Annotated in this window: 19 protein-coding genes; 11 read left to right on the forward strand and 8 right to left on the reverse strand. The window is 63.3% G+C overall.

The annotated features are described in order from the left end of the window. Nucleotides 1–1,860 carry a sensor histidine kinase gene (locus OHD62_RS22540; RefSeq protein ID WP_263788514.1) on the reverse strand — a complete coding sequence of 620 codons (1,860 nt, stop codon included), beginning with the start codon at nucleotides 1,858–1,860 and terminating at the stop codon, nucleotides 1–3. Between the two features lie 241 nt (nucleotides 1,861–2,101). On the opposite strand from OHD62_RS22540, the gene OHD62_RS22545 reads away from it, so the two are divergent. The 8 genes from OHD62_RS22545 to OHD62_RS22580 all read left to right on the forward strand — a co-directional run bounded on the left by OHD62_RS22545 (nucleotide 2,102) and on the right by OHD62_RS22580 (nucleotide 8,507). Next, entirely contained in the window at nucleotides 2,102–3,433 is a 1,332-nt protein-coding gene (locus OHD62_RS22545; RefSeq protein ID WP_263787249.1) for a dicarboxylate/amino acid:cation symporter, read from the forward strand. A gap of 485 nt (nucleotides 3,434–3,918) precedes the next feature. After that, a complete protein-coding gene (locus OHD62_RS22550) occupies nucleotides 3,919–4,977 on the forward strand; it encodes a glycosyltransferase (protein WP_263787252.1) in 1,059 nt (352 codons plus the stop codon). A gap of 81 nt (nucleotides 4,978–5,058) precedes the next feature. After that, complete coding sequence (locus tag OHD62_RS22555) at nucleotides 5,059–5,556, forward strand: ferritin-like domain-containing protein (protein ID WP_263787255.1); 498 nt, start codon at nucleotides 5,059–5,061, stop codon at nucleotides 5,554–5,556. A gap of 52 nt (nucleotides 5,557–5,608) precedes the next feature. Then, nucleotides 5,609–5,770, forward strand: coding sequence for a hypothetical protein (locus OHD62_RS22560; protein WP_006336973.1), 162 nt, complete (start codon nucleotides 5,609–5,611; stop codon nucleotides 5,768–5,770). A gap of 68 nt (nucleotides 5,771–5,838) precedes the next feature. Then, nucleotides 5,839–6,195 (forward strand): hypothetical protein, encoded by a 357-nt coding sequence (locus OHD62_RS22565; RefSeq protein WP_263787260.1) that lies wholly within the window; start codon nucleotides 5,839–5,841, stop codon nucleotides 6,193–6,195. Between the two features lie 103 nt (nucleotides 6,196–6,298). Next, on the forward strand, nucleotides 6,299–6,658 hold the full coding sequence (locus OHD62_RS22570; protein ID WP_263787262.1) for an antibiotic biosynthesis monooxygenase family protein: 360 nt from the start codon (nucleotides 6,299–6,301) through the stop codon (nucleotides 6,656–6,658). Further along, nucleotides 6,658–7,557, forward strand: coding sequence for an alpha/beta fold hydrolase (locus OHD62_RS22575; RefSeq protein WP_263787265.1), 900 nt, complete (start codon nucleotides 6,658–6,660; stop codon nucleotides 7,555–7,557). The genes OHD62_RS22570 and OHD62_RS22575 overlap by 1 nt, the downstream gene beginning before the upstream one ends. Nucleotides 7,558–7,718: 161 nt before the next feature. After that, entirely contained in the window at nucleotides 7,719–8,507 is a 789-nt protein-coding gene (locus tag OHD62_RS22580) for a 2-keto-4-pentenoate hydratase (RefSeq protein WP_263787267.1), read from the forward strand. A 66-nt stretch (nucleotides 8,508–8,573) separates the two neighbouring features. Here OHD62_RS22580 and OHD62_RS22585 read toward each other — a convergent pair whose 3' ends face one another. The 6 genes from OHD62_RS22585 to OHD62_RS22610 form a co-directional block, all read right to left on the reverse strand. Beyond that, nucleotides 8,574–8,846, reverse strand: a complete 273-nt coding sequence (locus OHD62_RS22585) for a DUF982 domain-containing protein (RefSeq protein WP_263787269.1) — start codon at nucleotides 8,844–8,846, stop codon at nucleotides 8,574–8,576. Between the two features lie 78 nt (nucleotides 8,847–8,924). After that, nucleotides 8,925–9,728 carry an ABC transporter permease gene (locus tag OHD62_RS22590; protein WP_263787271.1) on the reverse strand — a complete coding sequence of 268 codons (804 nt, stop codon included), beginning with the start codon at nucleotides 9,726–9,728 and terminating at the stop codon, nucleotides 8,925–8,927. Continuing rightward, nucleotides 9,728–10,561 (reverse strand): ABC transporter permease, encoded by an 834-nt coding sequence (locus OHD62_RS22595; protein WP_263787273.1) that lies wholly within the window; start codon nucleotides 10,559–10,561, stop codon nucleotides 9,728–9,730. Before OHD62_RS22595 ends, OHD62_RS22590 begins: the two co-directional genes overlap by 1 nt. A 24-nt stretch (nucleotides 10,562–10,585) precedes the next feature. Next, nucleotides 10,586–11,698: an ABC transporter substrate-binding protein gene (locus OHD62_RS22600; protein ID WP_263787275.1), complete on the reverse strand. Its 1,113-nt coding sequence runs from the start codon at nucleotides 11,696–11,698 to the stop codon at nucleotides 10,586–10,588. 79 nt (nucleotides 11,699–11,777) lie between these two features. Continuing rightward, nucleotides 11,778–12,872 carry an ABC transporter ATP-binding protein gene (locus OHD62_RS22605; RefSeq protein WP_263787277.1) on the reverse strand — a complete coding sequence of 365 codons (1,095 nt, stop codon included), beginning with the start codon at nucleotides 12,870–12,872 and terminating at the stop codon, nucleotides 11,778–11,780. 286 nt (nucleotides 12,873–13,158) lie between these two features. After that, nucleotides 13,159–14,055 carry a LysR substrate-binding domain-containing protein gene (locus OHD62_RS22610; protein WP_263787279.1) on the reverse strand — a complete coding sequence of 299 codons (897 nt, stop codon included), beginning with the start codon at nucleotides 14,053–14,055 and terminating at the stop codon, nucleotides 13,159–13,161. A gap of 94 nt (nucleotides 14,056–14,149) precedes the next feature. Here OHD62_RS22610 and OHD62_RS22615 point away from each other — a divergent pair, with 94 nt between their 5' ends. Further along, the gene (locus tag OHD62_RS22615) at nucleotides 14,150–15,760 is read left to right on the forward strand and encodes an amidohydrolase (protein ID WP_263787281.1); all 1,611 of its coding nucleotides are present in this window, start codon (nucleotides 14,150–14,152) and stop codon (nucleotides 15,758–15,760) included. Further along, entirely contained in the window at nucleotides 15,747–16,679 is a 933-nt protein-coding gene (locus OHD62_RS22620; RefSeq protein WP_263787283.1) for a dimethylarginine dimethylaminohydrolase family protein, read from the forward strand. The genes OHD62_RS22615 and OHD62_RS22620 overlap by 14 nt, the downstream gene beginning before the upstream one ends. 63 nt (nucleotides 16,680–16,742) lie before the next feature. On the opposite strand, the gene OHD62_RS22625 is transcribed toward OHD62_RS22620, so the two are convergent. Further along, a complete protein-coding gene (locus OHD62_RS22625) occupies nucleotides 16,743–17,750 on the reverse strand; it encodes an ornithine cyclodeaminase family protein (protein ID WP_263787284.1) in 1,008 nt (335 codons plus the stop codon). Between the two features lie 158 nt (nucleotides 17,751–17,908). Here OHD62_RS22625 and OHD62_RS22630 point away from each other — a divergent pair, with 158 nt between their 5' ends. Then, nucleotides 17,909–18,370, forward strand: a complete 462-nt coding sequence (locus OHD62_RS22630; RefSeq protein WP_095489198.1) for an Lrp/AsnC family transcriptional regulator — start codon at nucleotides 17,909–17,911, stop codon at nucleotides 18,368–18,370. Nucleotides 18,371–18,423 lie beyond the last annotated feature (53 nt).

Here is an 18,423-nt window from a genome sequence, read left to right on the forward strand (position 1 = left end):
TTACGCTGCTTTCAAGAGATGGATGGCGAAGCGTGTGCCGCTGTCGCCGCTCGAAACCTCGATGCGGCCGCCATAGTCGGCGACGATGTCCTTGGAGATGACGAGGCCGAGGCCAAGGCCTTTTTCCTTGGAGGTGTTGAACGGCGTGAACAGCGATTTAAGGATCGCCGGCGGGATGCCGGGTCCGTTGTCGGACACACTGATGCTCACGCCATCCGCCGTCTCCTCGACCGAAACCTGCACATGAGCGTCGTCGCGGCCGTCCAGCGCTTCCAGCGCGTTCTGGAAGAGATTGATCAGCACTTGTTCGAGCCGGACCCGGTTGCCCATAACCCTAAGGCTCGGCGGCGGCAGGTCGATGGCCAATGCGTCGAGCCGGCCGGCAAAGCGGCTCTTCAGGAGCATGACGGCGCCCTCGATAACGGCGCTGAGTTCGACCGGTTCGGCAGCGGTGCGGCCCTTGCGGGCAAAAGCCTTCAATTCCTCGGTGATGGTGCCGATGCGTTCGGTCAGTGCGGCGATGGCGCCGAGGTTTTCCTCGGCGGGCGCCGTCTGCTTGCGGTCGAGGAAGGTGCGGGCATTGTCGGCATAGGCACGTATGGTGGCAACCGGCTGGTTGATCTCATGGGCGACGCCGGCGGCGACCTGACCGAGGATGGCGAGACGGTTGGCCTGGACCAGCTCCTGCTGCACCACCTGGAGTTTTGCTTCGGTGCCGCGGTGGTCAGTAATCTCGGCCTGCAGCCGATCGCGGGCCTGGCTCAGATCCTCTGTCCGTTCGATGACGCGGCGTTCGAGCTCAACGCGTGCCGCCTGCTCGGCGGCGATGCGCATTTGCGCCGACTGCCGGCGCCACAGGAGATAGGCGGCGAGACCAAGCAGCGGAATGACGACACCCAGCGCCAGAAGCCGCATTTCGCGGATCGCGGCCGCGACCGGCGCTTCGGCCGGGACGAGATAGTCCAGCCGCCAGGGGGTCGAAGGGACCGGCGTAGAGAGACGCAGATACTCCGCATCGCTGCCGCCGGGCGTCACGGCATGAACGATCGACACGTCAGGGCGGAGCGCCTCGGGGCGCGTGATCGGCAACGGCACCAGCGGCGCGTCGCCGAATTGCTGGCTGTCACGGATGGCGGCAAGTGTGGCGCCGGCAAGCGGCGCCGTCGTCATGAAGCGCCAGGACGGCACGCTGGTGATCAGCACGACGCCATGCTCGTCGCTGACATAGGCCGGGCGGTTCGCCTCGTGCCAGTCGGCCTCGAGTTGGTCGAACTCCGCCTTGACCACGACAACGCCGAGCGGTGTGGCGGTATCGCCGACGCGGCGCGAGATGTAGAGGCCCGGGCGCTTGCTGACATTGCCCAGTGCGAAATATTCGGCGGTTCCGGCCTGCATCGCGCCTGAGAAATAATCACGGAAACGGTAGTCGTTGCCGACGAAGCTGGTCGGCTCGCGCCAGTTGCTGGAGGCGATCGCGAAACCGTCGGTGCCGATGACATAGAGCACCGCGGCCTTGGTGCCGGAGACCAGCCCTTCGAGCTTGCGGTTCAGGACATCGCTGGCAGCGGCGTTTTTCTGCGACAGCGCATCACGCACCTGCTGGTCTTCGGACAAAAGCAGGGGGAGCGCGCGCGGACTTTCCAGCACGGCGCGCAGCAGCGCGACCTTCAGATTGGCGTCGGTGCGCCCCTGCACCGACAATGTGCCGATCTCGGCGGTGCGACCGTAAAGGCCGGCGCCGTACAACGCTGCTCCGGCGATCGCAATGGCGATGGCCGCAAACAGCAGCCAGGCACGGCGCGCCCGCCTGCGGAGTTCTCCGGGCGTCGAAGACAAGGCAGCGGCGGGACGTTGCAGCATCATTCATCTGTGCATGATTTCGCACAAAGTGCAATTCGAACTATGCGGATAGCCGCACTTTCTATGTGCGAAGCGAACCCTTGAAGTCTGGAATATTCAACAAAATCAAATGACAGGCTCTCTTCCGCACACTTGGCACGGCAGTTGCAAACACCAATTCAGCAGTCGCGAGGCTGCTGGAGGTCAAATGCAATTGCCCCGGGGAGTCGAGCTTTTCGATCGGGGCGCCATGGAGGACGTTATGCAGACAGCATTCGCTGCCGCCGAGCCGCGCGGCAAACTTCCCTTCTACCGGCATCTTTACGTGCAGGTGCTGGCGGCGATCGCCGCCGGCGTGCTGCTTGGTCACTTCTATCCCGAAACCGGTGAGGCGCTGAAGCCGCTCGGCGACGCCTTCATCAAGCTGGTCAAGATGGTGATCGCACCGGTCATCTTCCTGACGGTGGCGACCGGCATTGCCGGCGTTTCCGACCTGCACAAGGTCGGCCGCGTCGCCGGCAAGGCCATGATCTACTTCCTGGTGTTCTCGACGCTGGCGCTGGTCGTCGGTCTTGTCGTCTCGAACGTCGTCCAGCCGGGCGCCGGCATGCATATCAATCCGGCCACGCTCGATCCCACCAAGGTGGCGACCTTTGCCGAGAAGGCGCATGACACGACCATCGTCGGCTTCCTGATGAACATCATCCCCGACACCATCACCGGCGCTTTCGCGAAGGGCGACATCCTGCAGGTGCTGTTCTTTTCGGTGCTGTTCGGTGTTGCCTTGGCCATGGTCGGCGATCGCGGCCGTCCGGTCGTCGATTTCCTGCAGGCGCTGACCACGCCGATCTTCCGCCTCGTCGCCATCCTGATGAAGGCCGCACCCATCGGCGCTTTCGGCGCCATGGCCTTCACCATCGGCAAATATGGCATCGGCTCGATCGCCAACCTGGCCCTGCTGATCGGCACGTTCTACCTGACCGCACTGTTTTTCGTGCTGGTGGTGCTTGGCGCCGTCGCCCGCTACAACGGCTTCTCGATCCTGGCGCTGATCCGCTACATCAAGGAAGAACTGCTGCTGGTGCTCGGCACCTCGTCCTCGGAAGCGGCACTGCCCGGCCTGATGGCCAAGATGGAGCGCGCCGGCTGCAACCGCTCGGTGGTCGGGCTGGTCATCCCGACCGGTTATTCCTTCAACCTCGACGGCACCAACATCTACATGACGCTGGCCGCCCTGTTCATCGCGCAAGCGACCGACACGCCGCTCACCTTCGGCGACCAGATCCTATTGCTCGCCGTTGCCATGCTGAGCTCCAAGGGTGCCGCCGGCATCACCGGCGCCGGCTTCATCACGCTGGCCGCGACGCTGTCGGTGGTGCCCACGGTGCCGGTTGCCGGCATGGCGCTGATCCTCGGTGTCGACCGCTTCATGTCGGAGTGCCGGGCACTGACCAACTTCGTCGGCAATGCGGTGGCGACCGTGGTCGTGGCGCGCTGGGAAGGGGAACTCGACCAAACCAAGTTCGCCGCCGCCATGGCCGGCGACCTGCCCGAGGAAGTTGACCTGTCGCTGCCCGGGCTGCAGCCCGCCTGAGCGTTCAGGCTCTATGATCATAGGCTCGGGGCCGGCTCGCCGCCGGCTCCGGGAGAGAGCGCCAATCTCCACCACAGGCCGCCGCGATGCCTTCGTCGGTCGCTGCAGCATGAAACGTAACAGGCTTGTGAGCCTGTTTTCGGCGAAGGGCTTGCTCCGGCCGTATTTGGGGGCCAGTATTCGCCATGCCTTCAAGGTGCCTGTCTGCTTCGGTCCCGGCCTGATCGCGACCGACGCTTTTCCGTCAGGCTCGGTTGTCGTGTCATCCCAGCCGAACCGTCGGAGCCCTTGCTGCCGCCAACCATGACCGGCGGCAGTCTTCGAAGGCGACGGCGGCCTCAGCATGAAGTCGCAAAGCAAGAGACGTGACCCGTCCTGACGGAAGGCGAAGGCTTTCCCTCAGGAATTCGTGGGACGCGCTTGAAGAGGAAGCAGGCCCGCGCGCGGGTTTGCCGAAACCAAAGCAAGATGCGAGGTCAAATGCGATGCAGCCTATCATTCCGGTATCCATCATCATCCCGAACTACAATTACGCGCGTTTCCTCGAGCGCAGCATCGACAGCGCCCTGGAGCAGGACCACGCGGATGTCGAAGTCATCGTTGTCGACGACGCCTCACAGGATAATTCCACGACAATCATGAAATCCTATGGCGACAGGATCCTCGCCTGCCCGCGGGAGAAGAATGGCGGGCATGCCGCGGCCTTCAACACCGGCTTTGCCGCAAGCTCGGGCAAGATCGTCCTCTTCCTCGATGCCGACGACTATCTCTATCCGACCGCCGTCTCGACGATCGTGGACATCTGGGATGCGGCAACCGCCCAGGTGCAATCCAGGCTGCATATCGTCGATGAACGGCAACGCATCAAGGACGTCTTTCCACTGCCCGAACTGCCTTTCGACAGTGGCGACGTGATGCCGAAACTCCTGCACAAGGGCCGCTACCAAACGACGGTGACCAGCGGGCTGGCCTTTGACCGCGCCACCCTGGAATCGATCATGCCTATACCGGAGCCGGAATTCCGCCAGGGCGCCGATGGCTATCTTGCAACGCTGGCGCCGCTTTACGGGCACGTCCAATCCATCGACGAATGCGTCGGCGCCTATCGGATCCACGGCGCCAATCATTCGGTCTTCGGCGAGAAGCTCGCCGAGCGCGCGCGCTGGCGGGTAAGTCACGACTTTCGCCGCATGGAGGCACTGTCGGGGCAAGCGTCCGAGATCGGCGTGACCATCGTGCCGTCGGATACGGTCCGCCACGATCCGGTGCACCTTGAGGAGCGGCTGGCATCGCTCTGCGCGGACCAGAGCCGGCACCCGGTGGCCGGCGATTCCCGATTGGCGCTCGGAGCGGCCGGCGCCGTCGCCAGCCTGGAAATGACGGCGTCTCTGCGTCGGCGTGCGGTGCTTGCCGCCTGGTTCCTGTCGGTCGGCTTGCTGCCGCGGAAAATGGCCATGGCTGTGCTGTCGTGGAAGCTCGACGCCTCGTCGAGGCCGGCATTCCTGACCCGCCTGTCCAAGACCATCCGCCACGCGATGGGGTAGTTTGGATTCGGAATCACAGAGCGGAACAATTCAACCAACTGCCCATTGTGTGTGCGAGGGAAAACCCACAGGAGAACAACAATGGCCAAACAAAAAATGCTAGAGGATCTGTTTCACGACACGCTGAAGGACATCTATTTTGCCGAGAAGAAAATCCTCACAACCCTGCCCAAGATGGCAAAGGCAGCCCAGAGTGCGGATCTGAAGGCGGCTTTCGAGAAGCATCGCAGCGAAACCGAAGGCCATGTCGCCCGCCTCGAGCAGGTGTTCGCAATCATCGACAAGAAGCCGCAGGGCAAGACCTGCCCGGCAATCGTCGGCATCACCGATGAGGGCGCTGAAATCATGGAAGAATACAAGGGCTCACCGGCGCTTGATGCCGGGCTCCTGGCTGCAGCGCAGTCGGTCGAACACTATGAGATTTCGCGCTACGGAACGATGCGGACATGGGCCGGCGAGCTTGGCCTGAAGGATGCGGTTGCGCTTCTTGAAGCGACGCTGAAGGAAGAAAAGGCAACCGACGAGGCCCTGACCGGGATCGCCACCACAGCCGTCAATCAGCAAGCAGAAGCAGCCTGATACAATAAAGGCCCACCGTTGTTCGGTGGGCCTTTCTTTTTGGAGGTTTACGATGACCAACACCCCGTCCAAAGACCATCGCATTTCCGACAAGGAAGCCTTGCGCATTGCCGAGCAAACGGATGTTTCGCCGCAGCAGGCCAAGGACCTTGCCAAGGAGCACGGCAAAGCCAAGGGCGAGCAGGAAGCCCGAAAGACCAAGGACGAGGGCTGACCCTCGACACGTCCGGACATGACAACTGCCAGGCTCAGGCCGCCAGCTTGACTGTCCGGTGATTCACGATGACCTATGTCAAAGTGAATTGCCAAGCCCGTATGATGGCGTACTGTGAGACCATCGCCGGTCAACTGGTAGGCAGCCGGCGCTTGAGAGTGAAGATCGTACTCTTGCCCATAGGGAGGCTCGGTATGATCAGTCTTTATCTCAGCAATTCGATCTTGTATCCGGACGACCTTGCCATGCTTCAACGCGTGTTCGGCGAAGTCTGCGCCGACGGTTGCCATGCCACCAATTCGGCCGAAGCCGAGCTGATTGCCGGCACGCTGTTCAATCTCTTCCAGAACGGCACGGCCGACGAAGCGATGTTGCTGGCTGAATTGCGGTTGCGACAGCAGGATTATTTTCTGAAAACCGGCTAGCTGCTTTCCAGACCGTTCAAGTCCTCGCCGGCGATCGGTACGGGGCTATCGCGGTGGTGGTTGGCCGACGGAACAGAAACTTGCTGTCAGATGTTTATCGGTGATGGCACCGATAAAACCGACCATCGCCCGCATCTGGCGCGGCAGAACCTTGCCCGAGAATGCCGACGCCTACGAGATCTACAATTTTGAAGCCGGTATCAAGCCGCTGATCGACAAGGCGCTTGGAGTGCAGACATTTCGCGAGGACACGCCCACTTATTCGGAATTCATGACGATCTCCTATTGGGAGAGCGTCGAGGCGATGGCCGCGTTCACTGGCGGTGACCCGAAAAGCATCCACCATCTGGATCGGGACAAGGAGTTCCTGATCGAACTGCCGGCAGGTGTGCAAGTGCTCAGCATCCGCTCCAGCCACGGCGCGCTGGGTCCGCGGGACGCAGGCGATAGCAGAGACGCGTGATGTTTTCGGGCTTTGAGGCGAAGACCCTACAGGTGGCGGGCACATCGATCTTCGTCAGGGTCGGTGGAACCGGTCCACCGCTGCTGCTTCTCCATGGTTTTCCCGAAACCCATCTGATGTGGCGGGATATCGCCACGGCGCTGGCGCCGCGCTTTACCGTGGTTGCCGCCGATCTCCGAGGCTATGGGCAAAGCGGTTGTCCGGCATCCTCAGCCGATCATGCTCCCTATTCGAAACGGACCATGGCTGGCGACATGGTTGAAGTCATGCGCGTGCTCGGCTTCGAGCGCTTCATGATTGCCGGCCATGATCGCGGCGGCCGTGTCGCCTATCGGCTGGCGCTCGACCATCCCGGTCAGGTGTCGAAGATCGCCGTCCTCGATGTCATCCCCACTGCCGCCGCCTGGGACCGCGCCGATGCCAGGCTGGCGATCAGCTTCTGGCCGTGGAGCCTGCTTGCGCAGCCGGAGCCGTTGCCGGAACGCCTGCTGGCGGCCGCGCCCGATGTGATTGTCGACAACGCCATCGCGCAATGGGGTTCGGCTGCCGACGCCTTCCCGGCTGAAATCAGGGCGGCCTATATCGATGCGCTGCGCGACCCCGACCATATCCACGCCATCTGCGAGGAGTATCGCGCCGCCGCTGGCATCGACCGCGACCATGACGCGCTGGACCAGGCAGAGAGCCGGCGCATCGCTTGCCCGCTGCTTGCGCTGTGGAGCAGCGAAGGCGGACTGGAAAACTGGTATGCGGATGAAGGTGGGCCGCTGGCGATCTGGCGGCAATGGGCCGACCGCGTCGAGGGCAGCGCGGTCAAAGGCGGGCACTTTTTCCCGGAGGAAAACCCTGGCGAGACAGCGATGGCCCTGTCGCGGTTTTCGCATGACGTCCCCGGTTGATCACAGTGCCGCCGGACCCGTTCGCGCAATATGGACTCTCGATTCCCGGTCACCTATCTTGCCCGCTGTGTGGACGGCTCCACATAGTGGAATGCTCCTTGCCGGCTCCTGATCCACGAAGCCACGGGTAGTGGGCGGATTCCCTCATTCCGGAGCTAACGATGCTCGATCCAAAAAAGGCCAGGGCCGCGTCGCAGCTGTTGGTTGGCCATTGGGACAAGGGCACCCGTCTGGACGCCATCCCCGAGGCGTTGCGGCCACAAACGCGAATCGAAGGTTACGCGATCCAGTCGCATGTGATGGCTCGTTCGGCGGCTCCGCTTTTCGGCTGGAAGATTGCCGCAACCAGTCTGGCCGGACAAAGGCACATCAACGTCGACGGCCCGATGGCCGGGCGTCTGCTGGCCGAAAAAGAGGTTGAGGTCGGCGGGGCCATTTCCCTGGCGACCAGCAATATGCGCGTGGCCGAGATCGAGTTCGCTTTTCGTTTCGGCCGCCAACTGCGGGCTCGTTCAGCACCCTATGAAATCGCTGAAGTGATGGATGCCGTTGCGAGCTTGCACCCGGCGATCGAAATACCGGACTCACGTTATGACGATTTCTGTGCAGTCGGCGCACCGCAGCTCATCGCGGACAACGCCTGCGCCAATCTGTTCGTCATCGGCCAGGCTGTAGAAGACGATTGGCGCGACGTGGATCTCGCGAAGCACCCGGTGGTCGCTTTCGTTTCTGGAAAGCCACAGCATAACGGGACGGGGGCAGCTGTGTTGGGCGACCCTCGTATTGCGCTTGCATGGCTCGTCAATGAATTGTCGGGCCTGGGCATTGCACTCCAGCCGGGAGAGGTGGTGATGACCGGCACCTGCGTGACGCCGATAAGCGTCGAGGCCGGTGACGAAATCACCGGCGATTTAGGCAGGTTTGGGCGCGTCTCGGTCAGCTTTGTCTAGGGTGCCCCGCGCAGCCTGACCGCGGCGCTGCGCATATGGACCGCCAACGATCGGTTCTGTCCGCGTTCACTCGACCAGAATATGCGCCTCCCGCGCGGCGCCGACAAAGGCTTCCCTTGCGGCTTCGGCCGGAACGTCGCCGCTCATGGCCCGGCGGCAGGCGCGCAGCGCTGAGCTGTGTTGCAGACTGCCCGCATCCCGCCAATCGCCCGACAGTAACTCCACCGCTTGCTGTGCGCTCAAGATGTTTCGGGTCGCGCCGGCAATGCCGATCGAAACTGGCACCGGCCTGGAAAACCATCCTTGGTTCATGGCGTAGCCCCTGCTGCTGTCGAACACTCTAAACGCATCCGATGGCTCAAGGTTTCCTTGTCGCCGATCATCACGGCGTGAACCCGGTGATGGAGACGCCGCCCGCTATTCCTGGCGCAGCCTGACCACGACGCTGCGCACCGCCAGCACCAGCACGGTGATGATGATCAGGATCACCGACAGCGCTGCGATCGCCGGGTCGATATTGTCGCGCAGGCCCATCCACATCAGCCGGGGCAGGGTGATGGCGTTGACCGAGGTGATGAACAGAGTGACACCGATCTCTTCCCAGGAGAGCACGAAGGACAACAACGCGGCGGTGACGATGCCGAACTTGATGTTGGGCATGATGATGCGCGTGGCGCGCTCCCATACCGTGGCCCCGAGACCGCGCGCGGCAAGGTCGATGCGCCGGTCGAGCTGGCTGAGCGAGACCAGGATCAGCACCGTGGCGAAGGGCACCGTCATCACCGCATGCGCCATGGCGACGCCGAGCCAGGTGTCATAGCCGAAGAACGCGCTGAAACCCGAGATCGAGGTCAGCAGGAAGTAGAGCGTGATCGCCGACACCACCGGCGGCACCACCATCGGCAACAGCACGAAACCGACCAGGGCCGCGGTGAAGCGCGGCTGGAACATCCAGACGCCGAGACTGAAGCAGAGTGCCAGCACAGTGGAAAAGGCGCTGCTGACGATGCCGATCCGGATCGAGAGCAGGATCGAGTTGATCCAGCGTGGATCCTCGATCAGCGCCCGATAGTGGCGTAGCGACAATTCGCCGGAAGGCATAGCCAGCATGCGGCTCGGTGTCAGCGATACGGGGATGACCGCCAGCAGCGGCAACAGCAGGAACAGCGCCACCAGGGCGGCAAGGATCAGTGAGACGGGACCGGGGCGATAGGTGGGCATCAGACCAGCTGCCTCGGCCTGACATAGCGGAACAGCAGCGCCATCAGCGCGCCGACGAACAGCACCAGTACCACGCTGATCGCCGCACCCAGGCCCCAGTCCGGGCTCTGGAAGATGCGGAGGTAAATCAGCTCGGCGACCATCACGCTGCGGCCGCCACCGAGGATCGCCGGCGTGACGAAGAAGCCCAGCGAAAAGACGAAGACGATCAGCGCCGAGCCGATGATGCCGGAGCGTGTCATCGGCACGAACACCGACCAGAAGGTGCGCATGCGGCTGGAGCCTAGTCCGCGCGCCGCGAGCAGCACGCGGTCGTCGAGGCTGCGCATGGAGGACGCCAGCGGGAAGACGGCGAAGGGAATGAGGAAATGCGTCATGCCGACGATGACGCCGAATTCGTTGCGCACCAGCGTCAGCGGTTCCGAGATGAAGCCGATCGATTGCAGCCAGGTGTTGATCAGGCCGCGATTGGACAGAAGCGCCACCCAGCCGAAGGCGCGCGTCAGCACCGAGATCCAGAACGGGACGAGAATGCAGAATTCGGCGATCACGCGCTGCACCGGCGTGCCGCGCACCCACACCACGGTGATGGCATAGGCGGCGGCGACCGAAACGACGGTGACGATGGCGGCGATGCGCAATGTGCGAATGAACACCGACTGTACCAGATCGTCGGTGAGCAGCGCGTTGTATTGCCCGAGCCCTGGCGTCGGCAGGGTAAAACTCCATTTGACGACGCCGAGGAATGGCCAGGCATAGGCAAGGACGAGAAACAGGAGCAGCGGCGCCATCAAAAGCGCCGCGCCCATCCTGTCGGAGAAATATGCTCTCATCTTGGTCCGATTATCCCGCCCTGATCAGGCGGAGATGATCTTCGTGTACTCGTCGAGCGCCGGGCCGTAGTTCTTGGCGTACCACTCCATGTCGAGCGCGATCTGCTTCTTCATGTTTTCGGGATCGACGGGATTGATGCGCTTCTTGTCGGCGGGGATCAGCGCATCCGCCGCCGGATTGGCCGGACCCTGGCCGAGCTTGTCGAACATGATGAGCTGCTTTTCCGGATCCTGGGCGCTGGCGATGAACTTCATCGCGGCGTCCTTGCCGCCGGGATTATTCTTGAGCACGGCGAGCGCTCCAGGCGAGATCAGGCCCTGGTCCCAGATGAACTTGATCTTGCCGCCGGAATCCTGTTCGATCAGCGACGCGCGGGTGGACCACACAATCGCCATCGAGGCCTCGCCATTGAGCAGCACGCTCTGGCTCTCGGCGCCGCCGCCCCAATAGGCCACGACATTTTCCTTGAAGGCGGCGATCTTGTCGTGCGCGCGCTTGAGGTCGAGCGGATAGAGCGAGGCCGGCGCGACGCCGTCGGCCAGAAGTGCTGCCTCCCAGCTCGACACGCCCCATTTGTAGAGCGATCGCTTGCCGGGGAATTTTGCCACGTCGAAGAAATCGGCCATGCCGGTCGGTGCATTGCTGCCGTATTTCTCCGAGTCGTAGGCGATGACATAGGAGAAGAAATAGGTCGAGGCGGCGTATTCCCAACCGAAGCCCTCGCGCATCTTCTTCTTGTCGACGACCGCGTAGTCGATCGGCTCCAGCGCGCCTTGGGCGCCGAGCGTGATGGCCGAGAACGGATCGACGTCGACGAGGTCCCAGGTCGGCGCGCCGCTCTTGAACTGCGCCGCGATCGCGCCCTCGGTCGGACCGGAGCCGTCCATCTTGACGGTGATGCCGGTGTCCTTGGTGAAGGGCTGGCCATAGGCGGCGTCATAGGCAGTGATGGCGTCGCCGCCCCAGTTGACCAGCACCAGTTCCTTCGCTTGTGCGAACGCGCCGGTCGAGCGCAGCAGCATTGGCGTGCCGGCCAGCACAAATGCTGCAAGCTGCGTGAACTGCCGGCGCGAGATCTCGCCGCGCGCCGCCCTGGCGGACAGGGCCTCGATGGAGTGTTTCTTGGTGTCGTTCATGTCAGTTCCCCTTTTTGTCGTTGGTGTTTCCGGTAGTTAGCGCGAATCCCTGGTTCATCACTTGAAGATTCGCAAATCGTCATTGTCCTCCGTGCGGAAGGAGGAAACCTTTTTCGGCCGGCCAGGTCAGCCAGACGGAGTTGCCCTTGCTGAGTGCGGAGGCCGCTACCTCGTTCGGCACCGAGACCGTCACCTTGGCGCCCTGGCGAGTCGTGAGATCGAGCCGCGTCGCAGCACCAAGATAGGTCGAGGCTACAGCCGTTGCGGCGATGCCGTTCTCGCCCGCTGCCGCCTCGCGCGCGATCGACATGTATTCGGGCCGGATCGCCAGGATGGCGTCGCCACGGACCTTCTCGGCCTTGCAGTGCATGTTGACCGCTCGGTCTTCGCAGAGGCCCGTCGAGCCATTGTCGGCCGGACGCACGCCCTTCAGCGGCAGCATGTTGATCTCGCCGAGGAATTCGGCGACGAAGCGGTTGTCCGGCCGGTCATAGACCTCGTCAGGCGCACCGACCTGCAGCAATTTGCCGTGGTTGAAGATGGCGACGCGCGACGACAGCGCCAGCGCTTCGCTCTGATCATGGGTGACGAAGACGAAGGTGGTGCCAGTCTCCTGGTGGAGGCGCTTCATCTCGGCCTGCATCTGGCCGCGCAGGCCCTTGTCGAGCGCCGAGAACGGCTCGTCGAGCAACAGCACGCCCGGCTCGAACACCAAAGCGCGCGCCAGCGCCACGCGCTGCTGCTGGCCGCCGGAAAGCTGCGATGGCAGCTTTTTTTCATGGCCTTTCAGCCCGACGCGCTCGATCATCTCGCCAACGCGGCGCTTGATCTCGGTGGCCGATTTCTTGCGTACCTTGAGCGGGAAAGCGATGTTGGCCTCGACCGACATATGCGGGAACAGCGCATAGCCCTGGAACACCATGCCGGCGGCGCGCTGCTCGGCCGGCCGCTCGGTGATGTCGACGCCGTCGCTGAACAGGCGGCCGTCGCTCGGCTGCACGAAACCGGCAAGGATCATCAGGAAGGTGGTCTTGCCCGAGCCGGACGGCCCAAGCAGGGTCAGGAATTCGCCGCGGCCAATATCGAGCGTCAGATTGTCCAGCGCTCGGAACGAGCCGAAGCTCTTGCCGATCCCGATTGCCTTGATTTCTGCGGCCCGGCCGGGTTGCTGCATCCTGCCTTGTTCCTCACGGTTGGTGCAAATCGTAGGCACGGCGCGCATTCACCGCAACCGAATAGTTTTCGCCTGATCGGCAAATTTGATTCATCTATGGGGTAGCGCTGCTGATCTCCCCCCTCGAGGGGGAGATGTCGCCAAAGGCGACAGAGGGGGTCGTTGCGCGTGAAGCGGCGACGTTCTCTTTCTTTAAGGAAAAGCCAGATTGGCCGAGCCCAGTCGGACCGACCCCCTCTGGCCGCTTTGCGGCCATCTCCCCCTCGAGGGGGGAGATCAGCGCCCCTCAATACGTCGCCAGCCTGTTCTCCGAGAGCTTCGCCCTTAGCCAATCGCTGAAGGCATTCAGCACCGGATGGCTGGCCTTGGCATGCTCGAAGACCAGGAAATAGGACCGTGGCGAGGGGACCGACGCTTCGAAGGGCTTGACCAACCGGCCCTCGCTCAGCGCCCGGCGGCCGGTCAACTCGTCGCCCATGGCGATGCCCTGGCCGGCGATCGCCGCCGAAAAGACCAGGTTCATGTCGGAAAAGAAGATGCCGCCTTCGGTATCGGGATTTTCGACCTTGGAGAGCGCCAGCCAGCGCGCCCAGTCCTCGGTGTCGCCGAGATGGAGCAGATTGGCGCGCAGTACGTCGGCTGGCTTGGAAAATCCGCCGACCTTGTTGAGCAGCGTCGGACTGCAGAGCGGCGTGAAGAAGACTTCGCAAAGCAGTTCCACCGCCCGGTTCGGCCAGTTGCCGACGCCGAAGGCGATGAAGGCGTCGGCGTCGGGATTGCTGACGTCGTCCAGGCGTCGGGGCGTCAGGATGGAGAGCGCCACATCCGGATACATCTGCTGGAACTCACCGATATGGGTGCACAGGAACATCGAGGCGAAGCCTGGCGGGCAGGAGATTGCGAAGGAACCGCCGACGCCGGCGCCGCTGTTCTGGGTCACCGCGTCGCCAAGCACGGTCAGCGCCTTGCGGACATCGTCTGCGTAGCGCTGGCCGCGCGGCGTCAGCGCCACACCCTTGCCGATGCGCTGCAGGAGATCGAAGCCGAGGTCGCGTTCGAGCAGGCGAAGCTGGTGGCTGACGGCACTGCGGGTGAGGTGCAGTTCATCGGCGGCGCGCCAGACACTGCCGTGGCGAGCAAAGCTGTCGAGAGCGCGCAGCGCCTGGGTGGAAGGTATTCGCAAGAGGCCTCAGGTGAACCGAATTTGCATGAGCCGGAAAAACATATCACTTTCTTGCGAGGCGCTTCACTGCTTTCTTTGACGGATGGAGAAACCGATGACCCCTGCTCAGGCGACCGCGCTTGCCTGTCTGGACGACATCCAGCCGCTGCTGTCGGCATGGACGCGGATCATCTTCGACTTCGGCGAGACCGCCTGGCGCGAATACCAGTCCGCCGCCTGGTATGTCGAGCGGCTGAAATATGAGGGCTTCTCCGTCGAGGAAGGCTCGGGCGGCATGCCGACCGCTTTCTGCGCCCACTGGACCAATGGAGCCGGCCCGACCATCGGCATGTACGCCGAATATGACGCGGTGCCGGGCAATTGCCAGGATGCGACGACCGTGAAACGGCCGCGGCCCGGCCTCGGCGGCGAGGCCGGCGGCCACACCGACCCGCATTCGGGCCTCGGCATCGCCAGTCTTGGCGGCCTGCTGGCGGTGAAGGCCGCGATGCAGCGCCACGACATATCAGGCACGCTGCGTTTCACCGGCGAGCCGGCCGAAAAGGTGCGGGGATCGAAGCCGATCCATGCGGCGAAGGGCTATTATAATGGCCTTGCCGGCATGATCTCCTTCCACCCTTTCTACATGCTGCCGCTCTGCAATACGGCGCGCTGGGACACGCATTGCGGCGCGGCCTATGCGATGATCTATCGCTTCATCTGCGACGAACCCGAAAACTGGGTTCGCGCAAGCGATGGCGCACCGATCCCGCAAGCGCATTCGGCAGTGCGGGCGCCTGGCGCCAACGACGCGCTGTTCACGATGTATATGGCGTCGAAAGCGCTGCGCGATTCCATGCTGCCGCATCAGGGCGGCTGGTCGATCAGCGAAGCGATCCTGACGACTGGGCAGGCGACGGCCGACAATCTGCCGGCGGGGCTCGCCGAGATCCAGTACATGATCCGCGTGCCGACGCTGGCCATGGCCGAACAGGTGACCGCCGTGCTCGACCGCAACGCCGAGGCGGCCGCCAGGATGAGCGGCTGCCGCCACGAGCGGCACTGGGTGTCGAAGTCGCGGCCGGGGCTTGCCAACCATGCCATGGCAACGATCGCCTACGGGGCGCTGTCGGCGGTCGGTCCGCCGCACTGGGACGAGACCGCGAAGACCATTGCCCGCGAAATCCAGATCAATGCCGGCGGGTTGGCCAGCGAGGAGCCTTTTATCGAAGAACTGGAGCGGCTGATCGAGCCTAGGGAGGCAGAAGCGATCCTGCGCCGCGACCTGGCGCCGTCGCAGGTGAATTCGACGTCCGACGACTACACCGACATGTCGTGGCATACGCCGACGGCAAGGTTTTATGTCGCCCGCCCGGCGCTGCGCTCGGAGAACGGCCACGTCTATCCGTCCTGGGCGATGAACGCGCTGGGCGGCATTCCCGAGACCATCGATCCGATGGTCACTTGCGCGGCGAAGACCGTCGCGCTCGCGGCATTGCGCCTTCTGGAAGATGAAGCCGCCCGCGAGGCGGCGATGGATGAATTCGTCAGCCGCACCGGCGGCGGCGTCGGCGGGTCGAACTGGATCGCGCCGCTCTGCGACTACGAGCCGCCAATCGGATTTCGCTGGCCGGAATATGTCACCACCCCGCGCGGACGCGACTGGTGGATCCCAAGCAACCAATCACATGCTGCCTCACGAGGAGAAACCCATGACCGTTCATGACCGCATTGTCGCCGAACCGTTTTCGCTGCAGCGCCGCAACCCGGCTGGCGGCACCAAGCCGTTGACTAACTGGGGCTTCGCCAACGAGACCGATGTGCTTACCGACGTGCTGCTCGGCTCGCCCAATTTCCTGCGTCATCTCTCGACCAGCTCGCTGTCGCGAAAACATCTGCGCGAGGCGCCCTGCAACGTCCAGATCGCGCAGGCGCAGCACAAGGACCTGGTCGCCGCCTACGAACATTTCGGCGTCAACATCCACTGGCATGAGCCGACGCCGGAACTGCCGATGCAGGTCTATTCCCGCGATTCCAGCGTCATGACGCCTTACGGCGCGTTCATCACCGCCATGGCCAATTGGTGGCGGCGCGGCGAGAACTACGCGGCGATCCGCACCTACGAAAAACTCGGCATCCCGATCTACGATATGGTCACGGCGGGCACGTTCGAGGGCGGCGACTTCAACGTCATCGAGGACGGCGTGGTGCTGATCGGCTGCGGCGGCGCCCGCACGCAGGAGGAGGGCGCCCGCCAGGTGCAGGCCTGGTTCGACAAGGAGGGCTGGGAAACCCGCATCGCCTTCATCGACGAATATTACGTCCATATTGACCTGATGGTGGTGCCGATCGCCGAAAAGCTGACGGCCGTCTGCCTCGCCTGCACCGAGCCGGGCATCGTCGACTGGCTGAAGGGCAAGGGTCACGAGATCATCGACGTGCCGTTCCAGGACACGATGGCGCTCGGCTGTAACTTCATGTCGCTCGGCAAGGACCGGGTGATCGCGCCGACCTCGAGCCAGACACTGATCGGCCAGCTCAAGGCGCGAGGTTTCGAGGTGGCGGCGGTCGACATGAGCGAGATCTCCAAGACCGGCGGCGGCATCCATTGCATGGCGCAGGCGCTGAAGCGCGAACCGGCCTGAGGGGCCGCTTCCGCGAAGCGCCATTGTCAGCAACGTCGATCCCGCGTGGCTCGCGGCACGCGCCTAAAGCACGATGAGCTTTCCCTTGCGCAGACGCCGGGCGCAACGATAGGCGAGGTCGGCGGCGACCATGTCTTCCATCGCAATGCCCATCGCCTTGTAGGTGGTGATCTGTTGATCCGAAACGCGGCCCGGTGCGCGGTCGAGCAGCATGGCGCCAAGCTCGGTGCCGAAATCCGGGTCGAAGCCAGCAAGCTCGCAAGAACCGACCGGGGTCGGCTTGAATGCATCCCTGGTCTCGACAAAAAGACTGGATTTGCCGATGAGGTCGATCGGCATTTCACCGTCGGGCGGCGCCACCCCGACCGACGACACATGCGTGCCCGGCTGGACCCAGCCTGCGTCGATCACAGGCTCATAGGAATGGGTCGCCAGGCACACCACGTCGGAACCGCGCACTGCCGCTTCGAGGTCGGCGACCGCCACCACCGACGGATGCAGCCGGGCAAGTGCGGCTGCATCGTCGAAGCTCTTCGAGGCGATACGGATTTCGGCAAAGTCGCGCACCAGCGGCAGCAGATGCAGATGCTGATTGGCCTGCACGCCGGCGCCGACCACTGTCGCGATCCTGGCATCCCGGCGGGCAAGCGCGCGCACCGACAGCACTGCGGAGCCAGAGGTTCGCACCGCGGTTATGAAGGTGCCGTCCATGATGCAGACCGGCAGGCCGGACAGCGGATCAAACAGGCTGATGGTGGCGAGGTGGCTGGGCAGGCCGATTGCCAGGTTGCCTTCGAAGACATTGACGATCTTGACGGTCAGGTTCATGCCCTCCATCCAGGCCGGCATGGCGAGGCTGTAGCCGGCGCCGGGGATGTCGAGTTGCGGTCGGGGTGGATTGACGACCTTGCCTTGTGACAGCGCCTTGAAGCCGTCTTCCAGAACATCGAGAAGCTGGCTGAGGTCGATGCACGCCATCACGTCGGCTTCGCTCAGCAACAGGATCTCGGTCGCTCCCTTGCTGATTTCCGCCGCACTCTTGCCGGCTGGGCTGAACGCTTCCCTGGTCATCCTGCACTCCTGTGTTCGTCGAAATCGGCTCACCATGTTGCTTTGAGCGGGTGAGGGAAGCGCAGGCTATTGTGAGGTTTAATGTGATGAAATACGTTGATTTTGGTATCTCTGCGTGAAATCAGCACAAAAATCTCGGATATAGCGTGGATTGTGAAATGGGCGATCTCGACCAGATAGACCGCAGCCTGCTCCGACTGCTGCAGGAGGACGGGCGTCGCACGACGCTCGATCTGGCCGGCCGTGTCGGGCTGTCGCCGACCGGGACCAGCCAGCGGGTGAAGCGCCTGTTCCGCGACGGGTTCATCACCGCGGTCAGGGCCGTGCTCGATCCGCGCAAGGTCGGCCGGGGAACGCTGGTGTTCATCGAGGTCCGGCTTGACCACACGGCGCCGCATGTCTTTGACCGCTTCGCCGAAGCCGTGGCGAAAGCTCCGGAGGTTCTGGAGTGCCATATGGTGGTTGGCGGTTTCGATTATCTGGTCAAGGCGCGGATCGCCGATATGGCGGTGTTCCAGGATTTCCTGCAGCGGGTGATCCTGCCACTGCCCGGCGTGCGCGAAACACACACTTTCGCCTCCATCGCCGATGTCAAGCCGAACGCCCTCTTGCCGGTGTGACCAAGTGGAGGAGGGGAACGCTGTTCAGGGCAACCGGCATCGCATCTTCGCCA

This window comes from Mesorhizobium sp. YC-39 (genome assembly GCF_025753795.1).
Taxonomy (GTDB): Bacteria; Pseudomonadota; Alphaproteobacteria; order Rhizobiales; family Rhizobiaceae; genus Mesorhizobium.

Coding starts and splice junctions, on each gene's coding strand:
- OHD62_RS22540 (WP_263788514.1), bottom strand. CDS start 1,860: ATGCTGCAACGTCCCGCCGCTGCCTTGTCTTCGACGCCCGGAGAACTC.
- OHD62_RS22545 (WP_263787249.1), top strand. CDS start 2,102: ATGCAGACAGCATTCGCTGCCGCCGAGCCGCGCGGCAAACTTCCCTTC.
- OHD62_RS22550 (WP_263787252.1), top strand. CDS start 3,919: ATGCAGCCTATCATTCCGGTATCCATCATCATCCCGAACTACAATTAC.
- OHD62_RS22555 (WP_263787255.1), top strand. CDS start 5,059: ATGGCCAAACAAAAAATGCTAGAGGATCTGTTTCACGACACGCTGAAG.
- OHD62_RS22560 (WP_006336973.1), top strand. CDS start 5,609: ATGACCAACACCCCGTCCAAAGACCATCGCATTTCCGACAAGGAAGCC.
- OHD62_RS22565 (WP_263787260.1), top strand. CDS start 5,839: ATGACCTATGTCAAAGTGAATTGCCAAGCCCGTATGATGGCGTACTGT.
- OHD62_RS22570 (WP_263787262.1), top strand. CDS start 6,299: ATGGCACCGATAAAACCGACCATCGCCCGCATCTGGCGCGGCAGAACC.
- OHD62_RS22575 (WP_263787265.1), top strand. CDS start 6,658: ATGTTTTCGGGCTTTGAGGCGAAGACCCTACAGGTGGCGGGCACATCG.
- OHD62_RS22580 (WP_263787267.1), top strand. CDS start 7,719: ATGCTCGATCCAAAAAAGGCCAGGGCCGCGTCGCAGCTGTTGGTTGGC.
- OHD62_RS22590 (WP_263787271.1), bottom strand. CDS start 9,728: ATGCCCACCTATCGCCCCGGTCCCGTCTCACTGATCCTTGCCGCCCTG.
- OHD62_RS22595 (WP_263787273.1), bottom strand. CDS start 10,561: ATGAGAGCATATTTCTCCGACAGGATGGGCGCGGCGCTTTTGATGGCG.
- OHD62_RS22600 (WP_263787275.1), bottom strand. CDS start 11,698: ATGAACGACACCAAGAAACACTCCATCGAGGCCCTGTCCGCCAGGGCG.
- OHD62_RS22605 (WP_263787277.1), bottom strand. CDS start 12,872: ATGCAGCAACCCGGCCGGGCCGCAGAAATCAAGGCAATCGGGATCGGC.
- OHD62_RS22615 (WP_263787281.1), top strand. CDS start 14,150: ATGACCCCTGCTCAGGCGACCGCGCTTGCCTGTCTGGACGACATCCAG.
- OHD62_RS22620 (WP_263787283.1), top strand. CDS start 15,747: ATGACCGTTCATGACCGCATTGTCGCCGAACCGTTTTCGCTGCAGCGC.
- OHD62_RS22625 (WP_263787284.1), bottom strand. CDS start 17,750: ATGACCAGGGAAGCGTTCAGCCCAGCCGGCAAGAGTGCGGCGGAAATC.
- OHD62_RS22630 (WP_095489198.1), top strand. CDS start 17,909: ATGGGCGATCTCGACCAGATAGACCGCAGCCTGCTCCGACTGCTGCAG.